Raw genomic sequence first — 16,870 nt, forward strand, 5'->3', positions numbered from 1 at the left:
TGGAAACCGATGTCGTATGGTCGGTCCAGTGCCCGTCGACGAGCAGCGCCGACGGGGCCGACCGGGAGGAGCCCCCCGTGACGCAGCAGGTCCCGTCCACCGAGCCCGAGCTGGCCGGTGTGCGCAACTTCCGTGACGTGGGCGGCCTGCCGACCGTGGACGGGCGCCGGGTGCGGCCGGGCGTGCTGTTCCGCAGCGGCCACCTGGCGCACGCGACGGAAGGGGACGCGGAGTTCCTCGCCTCGCTCGGCCTGCACACGATCTTCGACTTCCGCAACGCGGCCGACCAGAAGCTGGAGGGCCCGGACGTCGAGCTGCCCGGCGTGCGGAACCTGAACCTGCCGCTGACCGACCCGGCGCACGGCGCCGACTTCTGGAAGATGGTCCGTGAGGGCGAGATCGACCAGCTGCGCCAACTCCTGGGCGACGGCAAGGCCGCGGCCCGGATGGTCAGCTCGTACCGCACGATCGTCAAGGACCGCACCGACGAGCACTCGCGCGTGCTGCACGCGCTCGCCGAGGACAGCGTCCCGGCGCTGATGCACTGCGCGGCCGGCAAGGACCGGGCGGGCATCTCCATAGCCGTGACGCTGCTCGCGGTGGGCGTGGAACCGGACGCGATCCTCGCCGACTACCTGGAGTCCAACGCCAAGCACCGCCGCTACAGGGTGAGGCGCAGCGGCAGCGGGGAGAGCGTGTACAGCCCCGAGGTGATGGAGCTGCTCAGCCCGCTCTTCGACGCCCGCGCGGAGTACCTCGCGGCGGCCTTCGAGAGCATCGACGAGACGTGGGGCGACGTCGACACCTACCTGGAGCAGGGCCTGAGGCTGGCCCCGCAGACCCGGGAGCGGCTGCGCGGGCGCCTGCTCGACTGAGGCCGGGCGGCGGGCGCCGGGCGGTGGGTCAGTTGTTGCCGCCCAGCGCGAACAGCAGATAGAGGAAGCCGGCCAGGACGTGCCCGACGGCGAGGTAGATGACCAGCCGGATCCACAGGGACCGGGGGAACTTCTCCTCGATGTTGCTCATGGCAGCTCTCCAGGGATGCCGGTGCCGGGTCCCAGGCACAGCGTGGCCGTGGGACTCTGCAGCAGGGTGTGGACGAACAGGAGCTCGACCCCGTCCCGGTCCTCGGCGGCGAGCCGGTGCGGGGTCAGCGAGTCGAAGTGCGCGCTGTCGCCGGACGCGAGCACATGGGTGGTGTCACCGAGACGCAGCCGGAGCCGGCCGTGCAGGACGTACAGCCACTCCTCGCCGGGGTGCACGCGCACGATGTCGCCCTGGGAGCCGTGCGGCACCCGGACGCGCAGCGCCTGCATCCCCCGGCCGGACGCCCCGGCCTGCCAGTACGTCCAGCCGCCGGCGCGGGTGGGTTCCATGTCGTCGGCGCGCACGATCGCGTCCCGGTCGGCGACGGTCTCCCCCAGCAGATCCGATACCGTCGTACCGTAGACACGCGCGAGCGCGAGCAGCATCGGCAGCGAGGGCTGCCGCTGCCCGGTCTCCAGCCGGGACAGGTGCGCGGGCGACAGACCGGCGTCGCGGGCGGCGGCCTCCAGGGTGAGGCCGGCGCGGCGGCGCAGGGAGCGCAGCTGCGGGGCGACGGCGGGCAGGTCGTCGACCGGACCGCCCGCCCGCTCGTTCGCGGAGGAGCTCATGCCTCCATTCAGCCCCAGTTTTGCCTCCGAGGCAATTTTCTTGCCTCAGAGGCAAAAGGCTAGCGGTTGGCCACCGCCTGCTTGATCAGCGTCCTGCCGAAGTCCCACATCAGGCCGCCGCCGCTGTGGGCGTCGTCCATGACGTCCGTGAAGGCGTCCACGAATCGGTCCACGTCGGCCTCGTCGACGATCAGCGGCGGGATGAGCTTGATCACCTCCAGGTGGTCCCCGGAGACCTGGGTGAGGATCCGGTGCCGTTGCAGCAGCGGTACGACGACCATCTGGGCGAACAGGCCCTTGCGGGCGGCCTGCAGCATGGTCCAGCGGCTGCGCAGTTTCAGCGAGCTGGGCCGGCCGAACTCGATGCCGATCATCAGGCCCCGGCCGCGTACCTCGGCGAGCAGCTCGTACTTGTCGGTCAGCGCGGCGAGCCGGGACCTGAGCTGCTCCCCCACGGCCCGGGAATTGGCGACGATCTGCTCGTTCTCCATGACCGAGAGGACGGCGAGCCCGGCGGCCATGGCCTGGGCGTTGGCGCCGAAGCTGGCCGAGTGGACCAGGACGCGGTCCATGGAGGAGTAGACCTTCTTGAAGATCCAGTCCTTGCCGAGGGTGGCGCCCACCGGCACGTACCCGCCGGACAGCGCCTTGGCCACGCACACCAGGTCCGGCTCGACGCCCTCCTCGTGCTGGTAGGCGTAGAAGTCGCCGGTGCGGCCGAGGCCGGTCTGCACCTCGTCGGCGATGAGCAGTGCCTTGTGCTTGTGCAGCAGCTCCTGTGCGGCCCGCAGGTAGCCGGGCGGCGCCTCGTGCACACCCTTGCCCTGGATGGGCTCGACGATCAGGGCGGCCACGTCGCCCTTCTTCAGCTCGCGGGCGAGCGCGTCCAGGTCGCCGAGGGGGACGGCGGTGTCGGGCAGCAGCGGGGCGAAGCCGTCCCGGAAGCCGTCCTCGCCGTTTACCGACAGCGAGCCGGTGGTCAGGCCGTGGAAGGCGTGGTCGCAGTAGAGGACGCGGGGTCTGCCGGTGGCGAACCGGGCGAACTTCAGGGCCGTCTCCACCGACTCGGTGCCGCTGTTGCCGAAGAACACCCGGTCCAGGTGCGGGCTGTGCGTGAGGAGCCGCTCGGCGAGCAGCCCGGGCAGCGGCTGGCAGTCGAAGCGGGTGAGGTCGGCCAGCTGGGCGTCCAGGACGTCGTGCAGGGCCTTGCGGACGACGGGGTGGTGGCGGCCCAGCCCCATCACCCCGAACCCGGCGAGCATGTCCAGGTAGTCGTTGCCGTCCGCGTCCCAGAAGTGCGCGCCCTCGGCCCGCTCGTAGACCTTGTCGAAGCCGATGGTGTGCAGCATCCGCGGCAGCTGGTGGTTCAGGTACTTGCCGTGCAGCTCGTACCGCTCACCACCACGCTCGGCCAGCAGGGCGCCGAGGTCGAACTCCGTACTCATTCCTTCTCCTTGTGAGCGCCGTCCATGACAGCGCCCTCGGCTGAGGCGCCCCGTAGGGGCGCGGGGAACTGCGCGACCAGCCCGGACGAACCCGCAGCCGCCACTCGACCCCCCGCGGCACCCCCTCCGGCGCCCGCACCCCCCAGCCTGTCGAAACGCGACCCGATGGCACCGGCGATCTCCACCGGCGTCAGCCCGATGTCGGCCAGCACCTCCCCCCGCTTCGCATGCGCCAGGAACTGCTCCGGAATCCCGAACCGCCGCACCGGCACGTCCACGTCGGCGTCGCCCAGCGCGAGCGCCACCGCCGCGCCCACCCCGGCCGCCCGGCTGTTGTCCTCGACGACGGCCACCAGCTCGTGCTCGGCCGCCAGACCCGGCAGCGCGGGATCCACCGGCTTGACCCACCGAGGGTCGACGACCGTGCAGGCGATACCCCGGGCGGCCAGCAGCTCCCCGGCCTGGAGGCACACCCGTGCCATCACGCCGACCGCCACCAGCAGCACCCGCGCGTCCTCCGCGCGGTGCAGGACGTCGATCCCGCCGACCCGGTCGACCGCGGGGATCTCCGGGCCCACCGATTCCTTCGGGAACCGCACCAGGGTGGGCGCGTCGTCCACGGCGACCGCCTCGCGCAGCTGGAGCCGCAGCTGTTCGGCGTCGCGCGGGGCGGCGATCCTGAGGCCGGGTACGACCTGAAGGATCGACATGTCCCACATGCCGTTGTGCGAGGCGCCGTCGACTCCCGTCACGCCCGCCCGGTCCAGTACGAACGTCACCCCGCAGCGGTGCAGCGCCACGTCCATCAGCAGCTGGTCGAAGGCACGGTTCAGGAAGGTGGCGTAGACGGCGACGACGGGGTGCAGTCCGCCGGTCGCCAGGCCGGCCGCCGAGACGGCCGCGTGCTGCTCGGCGATGCCGACGTCCCAGACCCGGCCCGGGAAGCGCTCGGCGAACCTGCCGAGGCCGACCGGGTGCAGCATGGCCGCCGTGATGGCCACGACGTCGTCCCGTTCCTCGCCGATCCGGACGATCTCGTCGCCGAACACCGAGGTCCAGGAGGGGCCGTTGGACGGCGCGAGCGGCTCGCAGGTGAGCGGGTCCATCACGCCGACGGTGTGGAAGTGGTCCTCCTCGTGGGCGAGGGCGGGCTCGTAGCCGCGCCCCTTCTCCGTGAGGCAGTGCACGAGCACCGGCCCGTGGAAGCGTTTCGCCCGCCGCAGCGCCGACTCGACCGCCTTGATGTCATGGCCGTCGATCGGGCCGAGGTACTTGAGGCCCAGGTCCTCGAACATGCCCTGCGGGGCGAAGGCGTCCTTGAAGCCCTTCTTCGCGCCGTGCAGGGACTCGTAGACGGTGTTGCCCACGACCGGGGTGCGCAGGAGCACGTCCTTGCCCCAGGCCAGCACCCGCTCGTAGCCGTCGGTCGTCCGCAGCGTGGCGAGGTGGTTGGCGAGGCCGCCGATGGTGGGGGCGTACGACCGCTCGTTGTCGTTGACGACGATGATCAGCGGCCGGTCCTTGGCGGCCGCGATGTTGTTGAGCGCCTCCCAGGCCATCCCCCCGGTCAGCGCGCCGTCGCCGATGACCGCGACGACATGGCCCTTCTCCCCCTGCACCTGGCGGGCCTTGGCGAGGCCGTCGGCCCAGCCGAGCGCGGTGGAGGCGTGGCTGTTCTCGATGACGTCGTGCTCGGACTCCTCGCGCGAGGGGTATCCGGACAGGCCGCCCTTGCCGCGCAGCTTGGAGAAGTCCTGACGTCCGGTCAGCATCTTGTGGACGTAACTCTGGTGACCGGTGTCCCACAGGATGCGGTCGGCCGGGGACTCGAAGACCCGGTGCAGCGCGACGGTCAGCTCCACGACGCCCAGGTTGGGCCCGAGGTGGCCGCCGGTCCTGGCGACCGCGTGCACCAGGAACTCGCGTATTTCTTCGGACAGTTCGCCGAGTTCCGCCTCGGACAGCGCCTTCAGGTCGCGTGGTCCCCGGATGGTCTCCAGAATCGTCACGCTCGGCCCCCTCTCGGTCCGTGCTGTTCAGCTCACCGTGACGGCGGGTGCTCCGGACCCGGCGCCGTCCTGCTCCATCTGCTCGGCGATCTTCATCGCTTCCTCGATGAGGGTCTCCACGATCTTCGACTCGGGCACGGTCTTGACGACCTCGCCCTTGACGAAGATCTGCCCCTTGCCGTTGCCGGAGGCGACCCCCAGGTCGGCCTCGCGCGCCTCGCCGGGGCCGTTGACCACGCACCCCATGACGGCGACACGCAGCGGCACCTCCATGCCCTCCAGGCCCGCCGTCACCTCGTCCGCCAGTTTGTAGACGTCGACCTGGGCGCGTCCGCAGGACGGGCAGGAGACGATCTCCAGGCGCCGCTGCCTGAGGTTCAGCGACTCCAGGATCTGGATGCCGACCTTGACCTCCTCGGCGGGCGGGGCGGACAGCGAGACGCGGATCGTGTCACCGATGCCCTGCGAGAGCAACGCCCCGAAGGCGACGGCCGACTTGATCGTGCCCTGGAAGGCCGGGCCCGCCTCGGTGACGCCGAGGTGCAGCGGGTAGTCGCACTGGGCGGCGAGCTGCCGGTACGCCTCGATCATCACGACCGGGTCGTTGTGCTTGACCGAGATCTTGATGTCCCGGAAGTCGTGCTCCTCGAAGAGCGAGGCCTCCCAGAGAGCGCTCTCGACGAGCGCCTCCGGGGTCGCCCTGCCGTACTTCTCAAGGAGCCGGCGGTCCAGCGAGCCCGCGTTGACGCCGATGCGGATCGGGGTCCCGTGGTCCTTGGCGGCCCGCGCGATCTCCCGTACCTGGTCGTCGAACTTCTTGATGTTGCCGGGGTTCACGCGCACCGCCGCGCAGCCGGCCTCGATGGCCGCGAACACGTACTTCGGCTGGAAGTGGATGTCCGCGATCACCGGGATCTGGGACTTCTTCGCGATCGTCGCCAGCGCGTCCGCGTCGTCCTGCGTGGGGCAGGCGACGCGGACGATCTGGCAGCCGGACGCGGTGAGTTCGGCGATCTGCTGGAGGGTGGCGCCGATGTCGGAGGTGCGGGTCGTGGTCATCGACTGCACCGACACCGGGGCGCCGCCCCCGACCGGCACCTGGCCGACGTGGATCTGCCGCGACCGGCGCCGCTCGGCGACCGGCCGGGCAGGGACCTCCGGGAGGCCCAGGGAGACCGCGGTCATGCCGTTACTCCCGGTTCCCGGAGACCGTCTCGCGCATCGCGCGCAGCGACTCCTTGAGCGAGCCCATGGTGGCGAGGACGGCGGTGGGCTCGTAGCCGCAGTGCGCCATGCAGTTGGCGCAGCGCGGGTCCTTGCCGCGGCCGTACTTGTCCCAGTCGGTCTTCTCGATGAGTTCGCGGTACGTCGGCACGTACCCGTCGCTCATCAGGTAGCAGGGCCGCTGCCAGCCGAAGAGCGAGTAGTTCGGGATCGCCCAGGCCGTGCACGGGAAGTCGACCTTGCCCTCCAGGAAGTCCAGGAAGAGCGGGGAGTGGTTGAGCCGCCACTTCTTGCGGTTGCCGCCCGCGAAGGCCTTCTTGAACAGCTCGCGGGTCTGCTCGACGCCGAGGAAGTGCTCCTGGTCGGGGGCCTTCTCGTAGGCGTAGGCGGGCGAGATCATCATCTCGTCGACCTTGAGGTCGTCGTTGAGGAAGTTGAGGACCTCGACGATGGTCTGCGGGGTGTCCGTGTTGAAGAAGGTCGAGTTGGTGGTCACCCGGAAGCCGCGCCGCTTGGCCTCCTTGATGGCCTCCACCGCTTCGTCGAACACGCCTTCCTTCGCAACGGACTCGTCGTGCCGCTCGCGCAGCCCGTCGATGTGCACCGCGAAGGCGAAGTAGGGCGAGGGGGTGAACTTGTCCATCTTCTTGCGCAGCAGCATCGCGTTGGTGCACAGGAAGACGTACTTCCGCTTCGCCACCAACTGCCGCACGATCTCGTCGATCTGAGGATGCATCAGGGGTTCGCCGCCCGCGATGGACACCATCGGCGCACCGGACTCCAGCACCGCCCCGACGGCCTGCGCGACCGGCATGCGCTGCTTCAACACCCCCGCCGGGTGCTGGATCTTGCCGCAGCCCTCACATTTCAGGTTGCACGCGAAGAGGGGTTCCAGCTCCACGATCAACGGGAACTTGTCCCGCTTGCGGAGCTTCTGTTCAGCCAAGTAAGTAGCGACCTTGATCGACTGACGCAGCGGCATGGCCATCTGGCTCACCTCCGGGGGAGCAGCAAAGAACGGTGCCATTCGAAGAAAGCTGGAAGAACGGATCGAAGAACGCGGAAAGCAGATATTCCACCGCGTACCGTGCCGATCCGGACGAGTTCATGTTCAGGAGCGTCCACGACCACCCTGACGGCCGCAACGGGGCGCTCGCCCGCGTGCACGGCGCTCAGGAGCGTGGCCGCCGATTCCATGTCGACCGCGATTGCGCCGGTCGCGAGCAGATCCGACCGCTCGTGACCGCGGACGACGTGATCGGAGCCGGTGACCGGCCCGGTGTGGACGGTACGGCCCGGCAGGGTCCGCACGAGTTCCTTCACGAGGAGTTCGGTGCCCACGCACGGGACGCTGCCGCGGGGGTCCCGGGTCTCCTCGGCGACGACCAGGTCCCCGGGGTGCATCCCGGGGGCGAGTCCCGCACAGAAGCCGGTCGCCAGGACCGCGGCACCGGCGAGCGCGGGATCGGCCAGGGCCCGGGTGACGGACCGTTCCGCCGCCCTGGGCCCCATGCCGGTGCGCAGCACGGTGACGGGTCCGCCCGCGCCCCCGCGCTCGCCGGCGCGCAGGGCGAGGTGCTCGATGCCGAGTGCGCAGGCGATCAGCAGCGGGGCCGGCGCGGGCGTGGTGTTCATCAGGCCCCCTCTGCCCCGGGCACGGGCTCGCCGTGGACATAGCGGCCGAGCGCGGTGAGCGGGAAGACCTGCCGGTACAGGTGGTAGTTGATGGAGAAGTCCCAGGGGAAGCCGGTGCCGGTGAAGTACGGCTCGTCCCAGGAGCCGTCCTCGGCCTGCGTCTCGGCGAGCCACCGGACGCCCCGCTCGACGGCCTTGGAGTCCTTCTCCCCCGCCGCCAGCAGCGCCATCAGTGCCCACGCGGTCTGGGAGGCGGTGGAGGCGCCGCGGCCGCTCCAGTCGCCGGCGTACTTGTAGGAGCGCAGGTCCTCGCCCCATCCCCCGTCCTCGTTCTGGACCTGCTCCAGCCAGGTCACCGCGCGCCGGATGGCCGGGTGCGAGCCGGGCAGCCCGGCCGCGGTGAGCGCGGGGACCACGGACCCGGTGCCGTAGACGTAGTTGACGCCCCAGCGCCCGAACCAGGCGCCGTTCACCTCCTGTTCGGCGAGCAGCCATTCGATGCCGCGCCGGGTGCGCGGGTCGTGGGACATGCCCTCGAAGGCGAGCATCTCCACGACGTGCGCGGTGACGTCGGCCGACGGCGGGTCGATGACCTCGCCGAAGTCGCAGAACGGCAGCCGGTTGGGGAACGGGCTGGTGTTGTCGACGTCGAACGCGCCCCAGGCGCCGTTCTTCGACTGCATGCCGAGGTTCCAGCGCACCCCGCGCCCGATGGCCTTCTCCATCCGCTCCGGGTCGTGGTGCCTGACCCGGCGCAGCGCGAGGACGACCTCCGCGGTGTCGTCGATGTCGGGGTAGTTGTCGTTGTGGAACTCGAACGCCCAGCCGCCCGGCGGGAGCTGGGGCCGCTTGACCGCCCAGTCGCCGGGGCGGACGATCTGCTCGCCGAGCATCCAGTCGGCGGCCTTGACGAGCTGCGGGTGGTCGGCGGGGAGTCCGGCGTCGGCCAGGGCGATGGTCGCCAGGCAGGTGTCCCACACCGGTGACTGGCAGGCCTCGATCATCCTGGCGCCGTCCTCGCGCCAGATGGCGTAACGATCCAGCGACTCCAGGCCCGCACGCATCACGGGGTGTTCGAGGTCGTAGCCGAGCAGGTACAGGGCGATCACCGAGTAGACGGCGGGAGGCTGGATGCCGCCCCAGGCGCCGTCGTTCTCCTGGCGCTCGACGATCCAGCGGGCGGCGGACTTCAGGGCGGAGCCGCGCAGCCGGCCCAGCGCGACCCTGCGGTAGCCGCGGACAACCTTGTCGAGCCGCTGGAAGACACCCTCCCAGCTCGCCACCGGGGCGAGGGGCTGCGGCGGGTTCGGGTCGGCAGGGTCGGTGTGCAGCTCGTCCAGCGGGAAGGGGGCCGGGCGCACCGGGCGCTTGGCCGAGACCACGGTGAGCGGCACGATGGTCTGCCGGGCCCACTGGCCGAAGTTGTAGATGCTGAGCGGGAACCACTTGGGGAAGTACAGAAGCTCCGGCGGGAGTTCGGGCAGGTCCTCCCATTTCCACCAGCCGAACAGGGCCAGCCAGATCCGGGTGAAGACCCGGGCGGCGGCGATCCCGCCGCGCTCGCGGATCCAGGCCGACGCCTTCGCCATATGGGGGTCGTCCGGCGCGTCGCCGGCCAGCCGCAGGGCGACGTACGCCTCAATGGTGGTGGAGAGTTCGCCGGGGCCGCCGTAGAAGGTGGCCCAGGTGCCGTCCGCGCGCTGCTCACCGCGGATGAAGAGGGCGGCGGCCGCGGTCGTGGCCTCGTCGCGGATGCCGAGGAACTGACGGAGCAGCAGGTCCTCGGCGTCCATGGTGACATTGGTCTCCAGGTCACCTTTCCACCAGCCCTGCGCGTCCTGCCGGGCGAGCAGATGGTCGGTGGCACGCCGCATGGCGTGTTCGGCGGCTTCCTTGACCCCGGTCGCCGCGGGGGTGGTGCGGTCCGTGCTGGCCGAGGCAGCGCGGGGCGGCAGGGTGGCCCCGGTGCTTCCGTCGGTCGTCGCTGTCATGGCTTCCCCTTCGTGCAGTCGTGCGAGTCGTGCTGCTGTGGGTCCGCCGTCGGCCGGTGCTGCTTGCGCGCTCGCACCGGCCGGCGACTACGCGAGGGTTATTCGACCGATAGTGATCATCTCTTTCGTACGACGACGAAGTCCGCCAGCGCCGTGAACTGGGCCCGGACCAGGTCGGGCATGTCGACGGCGTGCAGGGCCTCGATGGCGATGGTGTGCTGACGACGCGCCTCCTCGGCGGTCCACTCGCGGCCGCCGGCCTCCTCGATGAGGGCGGCGCGGGCGGCGAACTCCTCCTCCGAGAAGTTCTCGAAGTCGCTGCTCTTGGCGTCGGCGGCGAGGATCTCGCCGAGCCGCTCGGAGGCGGGCCCGCCCGCCGCGAGCGCGGCGACCACCGGCAGGGACTTCTTGCGCTGGCGCAGGTCGCTCCAGGTCTGCTTGCCGGTGGCCTCCGGGTCGCCCCAGATGCCGAGCAGGTCGTCGACGGCCTGGAAGGCGAGGCCGAGGTGGTATCCGTACTTCTCCAGGGTGTCGGCGGTGCGGTCGTCGGCGCCGCCGAGCACCGCGCCGATCGAGCTGGAGGCGGCGAGCAGGGCGCCCGTCTTGTTGCCCTCCATCTCCAGGCACTCCTCGACGCTGACCCGGTCGCGGTGCTCGTAGGAGATGTCCTGGGCCTGGCCGTCGATCAGGGCGCGGGTGGCGGTGGTGATCCGGCGGGTGGCACGGCCGGCCTCGACGGTGCCGAGTTCCAGCAGGACCTCGTTGGCGAGGGCGAACAGCGCGTCGCCGACCAGGATGGCCTGGGCGGGGCCGTGCACCTTCCAGACGGTGTCGCGGTGCCGGCGCTGTTCGTCGCCGTCCATCAGGTCGTCGTGCAGCAGGGAGAAGTTGTGCACGAGTTCGACGGCGACCGCGCCGGGGATGCCGACCTCGGGGGCAGCGCCGGTCACCTCGGCGGAGAGGACGGCGAGCGCGGGCCGTACGGCTTTGCCGCCGTCACCGTCGGCGGGGTTGCCCTCGGCGTCGATCCAGCCGAAGTGGTAGGCGGCCACGGTGTCCATGGGAGATGCCAGGCGGTCCACGGCCGCCCGCAGTACCGGTGTGGCAAGGGTCCGGCCGCGCTCCAGGAGCGCGGTCACGTCCACTGCGGTCTCTCGGGCGCCCTTCGAGTCCGGGGGCACAGTGGGCACAGTTTCTCCTCTTGTTGCGGTACCGGGGGTGCGGAGGCCTGCCGCCTGCTGATCGAGCGTCACGCCGCCTCCTCGAACTCGAAGAGGTGACGGGGGCGGGGCCGGCCCAGGGTGCGCAACGCGGCATCGGCCGCGCTGACACCGCTGCGGACCGCACTCTCCATGGTCGCGGGCCACCCGGTGGCGGTCCACGCTCCGGCCAGGTAGAGGCCGGGTGCCTTGGTGCGGGCGCCGGGCCGCAGCCGCCCGACGCCGGGGGTCGGGGCGAACGTCGCGGTGCGCTCCCGGGTCACGAAGAAGTCCTGCACTCCTGCGCCGCGCGCCGCGGGCAACAGCCGCTCCAGCTCGGGCAGATAGCGCTCGCGCAGGTCGGCCACGGGGGTGTCGATCTCGTCCTGTGCGGCCGACTGGGACAGCGCGAGGTACTGCCCCGTGCGCAGCCCGGCGGCGTGGGTGCGGTCGAACACCCACTGGACCGGGGTGCCGAGGGCCGCGAAGAACGGCTTGGTGAGAACCGTACGGTCGTAGACCACGTGGACGTTGAGGATCGGCGCGGTGCGGATCTCCAGCAGGTTCCCGGGGGCGTCGAGGGCACCGGCCGGGAGCAGGTCGTACGCCTCGCGCTGGGCGACGGCGAGCACGACGGCGTCGGCGGTGAGCGTCTCGCCGGGAACCTGAACGCTCCAGGTTCCGTTCTCGTTAGTGGAGACGGAGGTGACGCGTGTACGGACCTCGGTACGCACGCCCGCGGAGTCGAGCGCCTTGCGGGCCAGCCGGTCGTGCAGTTCGCCCAGCGGCACATGGGCCCAGCCGATGTCGGCCGCGCCCGGGTCGGACAGCAGACCGGTCTTGAATACCATCGCGGCGAGCCCCAGCGAGGCGTCGCCCGCGACCGCGTTGAGGGTGGCGACCCCGACCAGGTCCCACAGGGCCTCGACGGCACGCGCCGACTGGCCGTGGGCGGCCAGCCAGCTGCCGAAGTCCTGTGCGTCCAGGCTCGGATCGGCGAGGTCGAGCCCCTTGAGCGCGAGCGCGGCACGCCCCACCCTGGCCCGTTCGGCGAGCGAGAGGTGCGGATAGGCGGCGAGGCTGCGTCCCAGGTGCAGGGGGACCGGCAGCGGGTCGCGCCTGAGCCTGCCAAGGCGCCGCCCCTCCGGCTTGGCGAGGTCCAGGACGGGTACGTCGAGGCGGTCCTGCAGCGGTGCCAGCGCCGTGCCCTCGATGCGGTCGAGGAACCAGCGGTAGGCGGTGCAGCAACGCAGGTACACGTGCTGGCCGTTGTCCACGGTCAGGTCGCCGCGCTGGAAGGAGAAGGCGAGCCCGCCGAGCCTCGGCCTGCCTTCGAGCAGGGTCACGCGTACCCCCGCGTCGGAGAGTGCGAGCGCGGCCGTGATGCCCGCGAGGCCGCCGCCGATCACGACCGCGGTGCGCCCTGACGGGATGTCGTCCTGCGTCCGCTCGGATCGCGTGCCGTCGGTCATCGTGCTTCCTCCCCTGCCCGCCCGCCGTGCCGGTGGAACGGGGCAGGTCGGGCCGTCGCAGTCAGGGACGCCACGCCGTGCCGGAGGGTTGCCTGCCGTTTTTCTCCGGTGGAGTCGCCTAGACCCACTTTGTCCATCAGGCGCGCCTCCTGACGGTCAGGCGGGAGGTGTGGCGCCGGGTGTCGAGCCCGGACAGGCCGCGCACGGCGACGTACGCCTTCTCGTGTCCGGGCAGCGAGACCCGGCCGCGCAGCACCGCCTCCGGTTCGCGCTCGATGCGGTCGAGCAGGCGGCGGTAGATGCCGGCCATGGCGGCGACACAGGCGCCGCTGCGCCGGTCGAGCATGGGCAGCAGCCGGTACCCCTCGGTGAAGAGGGCACGGGCCCGCCGTACCTCGAAGTGCACGAGACCGGCGAAGTCGGAGCCCTCCGGCGGGGTCGGCCCGTGGAACCCGGCCGAGCAGCCGAACTTGGCCAGGTCGTCGGAGGGCAGATACGTACGGCCGTTGCCGGCGTCCTCGCGGACGTCTCTGAGGATGTTGGTGAGCTGGAGCGCGAGCCCGAGCGTGTCGGCATACTCCGGCGCGCGCTCGGCGCCGCGCGCCCCCGGTTCCGTACCGAAGACGCCGAGCGAGAGCCGGCCGATGGCGCCGGCCACACACCGGCAGTAGACCTTGAGGTCGTCCCAGGTCTCGTAGGTCTCGCCGCGGACGTCCATCAGGACGCCGTCGATCAGCTCGTCCAGGCCGCCCAGCGGGATCGGGAAGGCCTGGGCGGCATGGGCGAGGGCGACCGCGACCGGGTCGGTGTCGTCCTCGGCGACCGCGCCGTCCTGGACCCGGGCCAGCAACGCCCGGGTGTCCTCCAGGCGGGCCGCCTTCACGTCGGCCGCCAGCTCGCCGTCGCCGATGTCGTCGACACGCCGGGAGAAGGCGTAGAGCGCCGACATGGCGCGCCGCTTGGGCGCCGGGAGCAGCCGGATGCCGTAGGCGAAGTTCCGTGCCTGCTGTCCGGTGACCGTCTCGCAGTAGCTGTAGGCGGCGAGTACCGGTGCGGACACGTGTGTGGGAGAGTCCACGGTCCGGATCACCCCTCTCCTCGCAGAGTCACGCCCACCTCACGCAGCAACCGGCCCTTGCCGGGCTTGGGCGGGCCGGGAAGTACGTCGTATTCGGCGGCGGCGATCGCGTGGACCGCCGCCCTTCCCCCCGCCACGAACCCCGCAAGCAGCAGCTTCAACCTGCCGTGGACGCTACCCACAAGGGGGGCGCCTTCATTCAGGAGATCGCGGGCGCGTTGTGCTTCGTATGCAACCAGTGCACGCACCGATGCGCCTGCGGTTTTCCTGGCGAGATCCGCCTCCTGGACGTGAAAGCGCTTCATGTCCTCGGCGGGCAGATAGATCCGGTCACGGCCGAGGTCCTCGGCCACGTCCTGGAGGTGTTCGACGATCTGGAGTGCGGTGCAGATCGAGTCGGAGAGCCGGACGCGCGCGGGCGTCGAGGTGCCGGTGACGGCGAGGACCAGACGGCCGACCGGGTTGGCGGACAGCTCGCAGTAGGCGAGCAGGTCGTCGTAGGTCTCGTAGCGCTTGACGAGCTGGTCCTGGCGGTTGGCGGCGATCAGCCCGAGGAAGGGCTCGGGGGTCAGCGCGCGGCGCCTGACCGTGGGCTGCAGGCGGCGCAGCAGGGGGTGGTGCGGGGTGGCGTCGAAGACGCGGCGCAGGTCGGCCTCGAAGGCGTCGAGCAGGACCAGGCGGTCCTCGGCCTGCTCCGGTGCGACCCCGAGGAGGCGGGCGTCGGCGCCGCCCGGGGCGAGGTCGCCGTCGCCGATGTCGTCGACGAGACGGGCGAAGCCGTACACCGCCATCAGGTCGTCGCGCCAGGTTTTCGGCAGGAAGAAGGGGGCCACGGGGAAGTTCTCGTCCGCGGCCTTGTCCAGGGTGCCGCGCTCCGGGTCTCCGGTGCGCACCGGGCCGGCTGCCGTCACCGTTCGCTGCCCGGGGCGGGGACGGCGCGGCCTGCGTTGAGCTGGGGAGTTTCCGTAGCCATTGCCGTCACATCTCCCGTTCTACACTGCCGACCCAATACACACTATTTCGGACACGCCGCCCGGCGGCCCGCGGGGCGGCCCGGCGGAGGGTGTCGCGCATTATCGCCCCTCTTGCCGCTTTCCGGGACCGGTACAGCTTACGTTGTACAACGCATCGAGGTTCGTCGGGGTGTCCCGCAGATCACAACAACACACCGATTGGCGTCAAGATTCCTAAGGCGAGCCCGAGTTGACGCTTCCTTTGCAGACGCGGGCCCCGCCGGAAAGGTTCCGGCGGGGCCTGGTCCGGACGGGGCTACTTGCCCGTGAACTTCTCGTACTCCTTGAGCACCTCTTCGGTCGGGCCGTCCATGCGCAGCTCACCGCGCTCCAGCCACAGGACGCGGTCGCAGGTGTCGCGGATCGACTTGTTGTTGTGACTGACCAGAAACACCGTGCCGGCGTGCTCGCGCAGCTCCCGGATCCGGTCCTCGGAGCGCTTGCGGAAGGCCGCGTCACCGGTGGCCAGCGCCTCGTCGATCATGAGGACGTCGTGGTCCTTGGCGGCCGCGATGGAGAAGCGGAGGCGGGCCGCCATACCGGAGGAGTAGGTGCGCATCGGCAGGGTGATGAAGTCGCCCTTGTCGTTGATGCCGGAGAACTCGACGATGTCCTGGTAGCGGGCCCGGATGTCCTCGCGGGACATGCCCATGGCCAGGCCGCCCAGGATGACGTTGCGCTCACCTGTGAGGTCGTTCATCAGGGCCGCGTTGACGCCGAGCAGCGAGGGCTGGCCGTTGGTGTAGACCCTGCCCTTCTCGGCGGGCAGCAGGCCGGCGATGGCACGCAGCAGGGTGGACTTGCCGGAGCCGTTGGAGCCGATCAGGCCGATGGCCTCGCCGCGGTAGGCGACGAAGGAGACGCCGCGGACCGCGTGCACCTTGCGGACGCCCCGCTCGTCGCCGCGCCTGAAGATGCGGCTGAGGGCGGCCGTCGCGCTGCCCTTGCCGGTCTTGGCTCCGTGGACGCGGTAGACGATGTGCACGTCCTCCGCGATGACGGTGGGGATCCGCTCCCCTATGCTCTGCTCAGCCACGGCCGTACCGCTCCTCAGCCTTCCAGAAGTACACGAAACCGCCGCCGAACACGACCACGGCCCAGGACAGCGCGACGGCCCAGACGTGCGGCGGCAGGTTCGAGGCGCCGTAGCCGTCGATGAGGGCGAAGCGCATCAGGTCCATGAAGACGGTGGCGGGGTTGACCTGGAGCAGCGTGCGCGCCCACTCCGGCCGGCCCTCCATCATCTTGGTGATCGAGAACATCACACCGGACATGTACATCCAGGTGCGCAGTACGAACGGCAGCAGCTGGGCGAGGTCCGGTGTCTTGGCGCCCATCCGGGCCACGATCAGGGCCAGGCCGGTGTTGAAGAGGAACAGCAGGAACAGGATCGGGACGACGAGCGCCCAGGACAGACCCGGCCGGCCGCCGAACCCGACCACCACCGCAACCATGACGATCATCGAGAACAGCAGCTGCTGGAGCTGCTGGAGCGCGAAGGAGATCGGCAGCGAGGCCCGCGGGAAGTGCAGCGCGCGCACCAGACCGAGGTTGCCCGCGATCGCCCGCACGCCCGTCATGATCGAGCTCTGGGTGAACGTGAAGGTGAACACGCCGGTGACCAGGAACGGGATGTAGACGTCCTGGGACATGCCCCGGCTCGCGTGCAGGATCACGCCGAAGATGAAGTAGTACACCGCCGCGTTCAGCAGCGGCGTGGCCACCTGCCAGAGCTGGCCGAGTTTGGCCTGGCTGTACTGGGCGGTGAGCTTCGCCTGCGAGAAGGCCAGGATGAAGTGGCGCCGCCCCCAGAGCTGGCGCACGTACTCCGGCAGCGAGGGGCGTGCGCCGCTGACCGTGAGCCCGTACCTGGCGGCCAGCTGCGCCGCCGTGAGGCCTGCGTCGGGGGACGGCACCGCGGTCACCGCGATCCCGCCGTCATGCGTTGTCTCACTCAAGGGTTGGAAGCCTTCGTCCTCGGATCCGTCGTCGCACCCGTCGCCGGATGCGCCTTCGGACCCGTTCTCGGATGCGTCTTACGTTCGTCTTACGGAATTGTGCTACTAGGCGCGACACGTCCGCGCCATCAGACACACTTCCGGGGGCGTCCGCGCGCCGGGCGCGACCTTGTCCCGGGGCGTGTCCGCAC

At 70.8% G+C, this 16,870-nt stretch carries 15 protein-coding genes and 1 pseudogene; 1 reads left to right on the forward strand and 15 read right to left on the reverse strand.

Annotation, left to right across the window (positions count from 1 at the left end; all coding sequences use genetic code 11):
• The first annotated feature begins 77 nt into the window (after positions 1-77).
• On the forward strand, positions 78-875 hold the full coding sequence (locus AB0472_RS18090; RefSeq protein ID WP_366357436.1) for a tyrosine-protein phosphatase: 798 nt from the start codon (positions 78-80) through the stop codon (positions 873-875).
• Between the two features lie 28 nt (positions 876-903).
• Here AB0472_RS18090 and AB0472_RS18095 read toward each other — a convergent pair whose 3' ends face one another.
• From AB0472_RS18095 to AB0472_RS18165, 15 genes and pseudogenes are all read right to left on the reverse strand, one after another.
• Positions 904-1,026: a DUF6126 family protein gene (locus AB0472_RS18095; RefSeq protein ID WP_366357437.1), complete on the reverse strand. Its 123-nt coding sequence runs from the start codon at positions 1,024-1,026 to the stop codon at positions 904-906.
• Positions 1,023-1,655, reverse strand: coding sequence for an XRE family transcriptional regulator (locus AB0472_RS18100; protein WP_366357438.1), 633 nt, complete (start codon positions 1,653-1,655; stop codon positions 1,023-1,025). Before AB0472_RS18100 ends, AB0472_RS18095 begins: the two co-directional genes overlap by 4 nt.
• A 59-nt stretch (positions 1,656-1,714) precedes the next feature.
• The gene (locus tag AB0472_RS18105; protein WP_366357439.1) at positions 1,715-3,100 is read right to left on the reverse strand and encodes an aspartate aminotransferase family protein; all 1,386 of its coding nucleotides are present in this window, start codon (positions 3,098-3,100) and stop codon (positions 1,715-1,717) included.
• Positions 3,097-5,109, reverse strand: coding sequence for a 1-deoxy-D-xylulose-5-phosphate synthase (gene dxs / locus AB0472_RS18110; protein ID WP_366357440.1), 2,013 nt, complete (start codon positions 5,107-5,109; stop codon positions 3,097-3,099). Before dxs ends, AB0472_RS18105 begins: the two co-directional genes overlap by 4 nt.
• Before the next feature lie 27 nt (positions 5,110-5,136).
• The gene (gene ispG / locus AB0472_RS18115; RefSeq protein WP_366357441.1) at positions 5,137-6,294 is read right to left on the reverse strand and encodes a flavodoxin-dependent (E)-4-hydroxy-3-methylbut-2-enyl-diphosphate synthase; all 1,158 of its coding nucleotides are present in this window, start codon (positions 6,292-6,294) and stop codon (positions 5,137-5,139) included.
• A gap of 4 nt (positions 6,295-6,298) precedes the next feature.
• Positions 6,299-7,321 (reverse strand): adenosyl-hopene transferase HpnH, encoded by a 1,023-nt coding sequence (hpnH, locus tag AB0472_RS18120; protein WP_365688145.1) that lies wholly within the window; start codon positions 7,319-7,321, stop codon positions 6,299-6,301.
• A 5-nt stretch (positions 7,322-7,326) separates the two neighbouring features.
• Positions 7,327-7,968, reverse strand: a complete 642-nt coding sequence (locus AB0472_RS18125) for a 1-hydroxy-2-methyl-2-butenyl 4-diphosphate reductase (protein WP_366357442.1) — start codon at positions 7,966-7,968, stop codon at positions 7,327-7,329.
• A complete protein-coding gene (shc, locus tag AB0472_RS18130) occupies positions 7,968-9,959 on the reverse strand; it encodes a squalene--hopene cyclase (protein WP_366357443.1) in 1,992 nt (663 codons plus the stop codon). The genes AB0472_RS18125 and shc overlap by 1 nt, the downstream gene beginning before the upstream one ends.
• 116 nt (positions 9,960-10,075) lie before the next feature.
• Positions 10,076-11,212, reverse strand: a complete 1,137-nt coding sequence (locus AB0472_RS18135; RefSeq protein WP_366357444.1) for a polyprenyl synthetase family protein — start codon at positions 11,210-11,212, stop codon at positions 10,076-10,078.
• A pseudogene (gene hpnE, locus AB0472_RS18140) lies at positions 11,209-12,648 on the reverse strand (hydroxysqualene dehydroxylase HpnE); the annotation flags it as partial. The gene AB0472_RS18135 and the pseudogene hpnE, both read right to left, overlap by 4 nt.
• Entirely contained in the window at positions 12,627-12,767 is a 141-nt protein-coding gene (locus AB0472_RS18145; RefSeq protein WP_366357445.1) for a DUF6380 family protein, read from the reverse strand. The gene AB0472_RS18145 and the pseudogene hpnE, both read right to left, overlap by 22 nt.
• Positions 12,767-13,720, reverse strand: a complete 954-nt coding sequence (gene hpnD, locus AB0472_RS18150) for a presqualene diphosphate synthase HpnD (protein WP_366357446.1) — start codon at positions 13,718-13,720, stop codon at positions 12,767-12,769. Before hpnD ends, AB0472_RS18145 begins: the two co-directional genes overlap by 1 nt.
• Complete coding sequence (gene hpnC / locus AB0472_RS18155; protein ID WP_366357447.1) at positions 13,717-14,619, reverse strand: squalene synthase HpnC; 903 nt, start codon at positions 14,617-14,619, stop codon at positions 13,717-13,719. Before hpnC ends, hpnD begins: the two co-directional genes overlap by 4 nt.
• A gap of 358 nt (positions 14,620-14,977) precedes the next feature.
• Complete coding sequence (locus AB0472_RS18160) at positions 14,978-15,757, reverse strand: ABC transporter ATP-binding protein (RefSeq protein ID WP_366357448.1); 780 nt, start codon at positions 15,755-15,757, stop codon at positions 14,978-14,980.
• Positions 15,750-16,679, reverse strand: coding sequence for an ABC transporter permease (locus AB0472_RS18165; RefSeq protein WP_366357449.1), 930 nt, complete (start codon positions 16,677-16,679; stop codon positions 15,750-15,752). Before AB0472_RS18165 ends, AB0472_RS18160 begins: the two co-directional genes overlap by 8 nt.
• Positions 16,680-16,870 lie beyond the last annotated feature (191 nt).

The organism is Streptomyces sp. NPDC086777, from assembly GCF_040702065.1.
Taxonomy (GTDB): domain Bacteria; phylum Actinomycetota; class Actinomycetes; order Streptomycetales; family Streptomycetaceae; genus Streptomyces.

Bases quoted from the DNA above. Each gene is read 5' to 3' on its own strand.
- AB0472_RS18095 (WP_366357437.1), bottom strand. From the start codon at position 1,026: ATGAGCAACATCGAGGAGAAGTTCCCCCGGTCCCTGTGGATCCGGCTG.
- AB0472_RS18100 (WP_366357438.1), bottom strand. From the start codon at position 1,655: ATGAGCTCCTCCGCGAACGAGCGGGCGGGCGGTCCGGTCGACGACCTG.
- AB0472_RS18105 (WP_366357439.1), bottom strand. From the start codon at position 3,100: ATGAGTACGGAGTTCGACCTCGGCGCCCTGCTGGCCGAGCGTGGTGGT.
- ispG (WP_366357441.1), bottom strand. From the start codon at position 6,294: ATGACCGCGGTCTCCCTGGGCCTCCCGGAGGTCCCTGCCCGGCCGGTC.
- hpnH (WP_365688145.1), bottom strand. From the start codon at position 7,321: ATGGCCATGCCGCTGCGTCAGTCGATCAAGGTCGCTACTTACTTGGCT.
- AB0472_RS18125 (WP_366357442.1), bottom strand. From the start codon at position 7,968: ATGAACACCACGCCCGCGCCGGCCCCGCTGCTGATCGCCTGCGCACTC.
- shc (WP_366357443.1), bottom strand. From the start codon at position 9,959: ATGACAGCGACGACCGACGGAAGCACCGGGGCCACCCTGCCGCCCCGC.
- AB0472_RS18145 (WP_366357445.1), bottom strand. From the start codon at position 12,767: ATGGACAAAGTGGGTCTAGGCGACTCCACCGGAGAAAAACGGCAGGCA.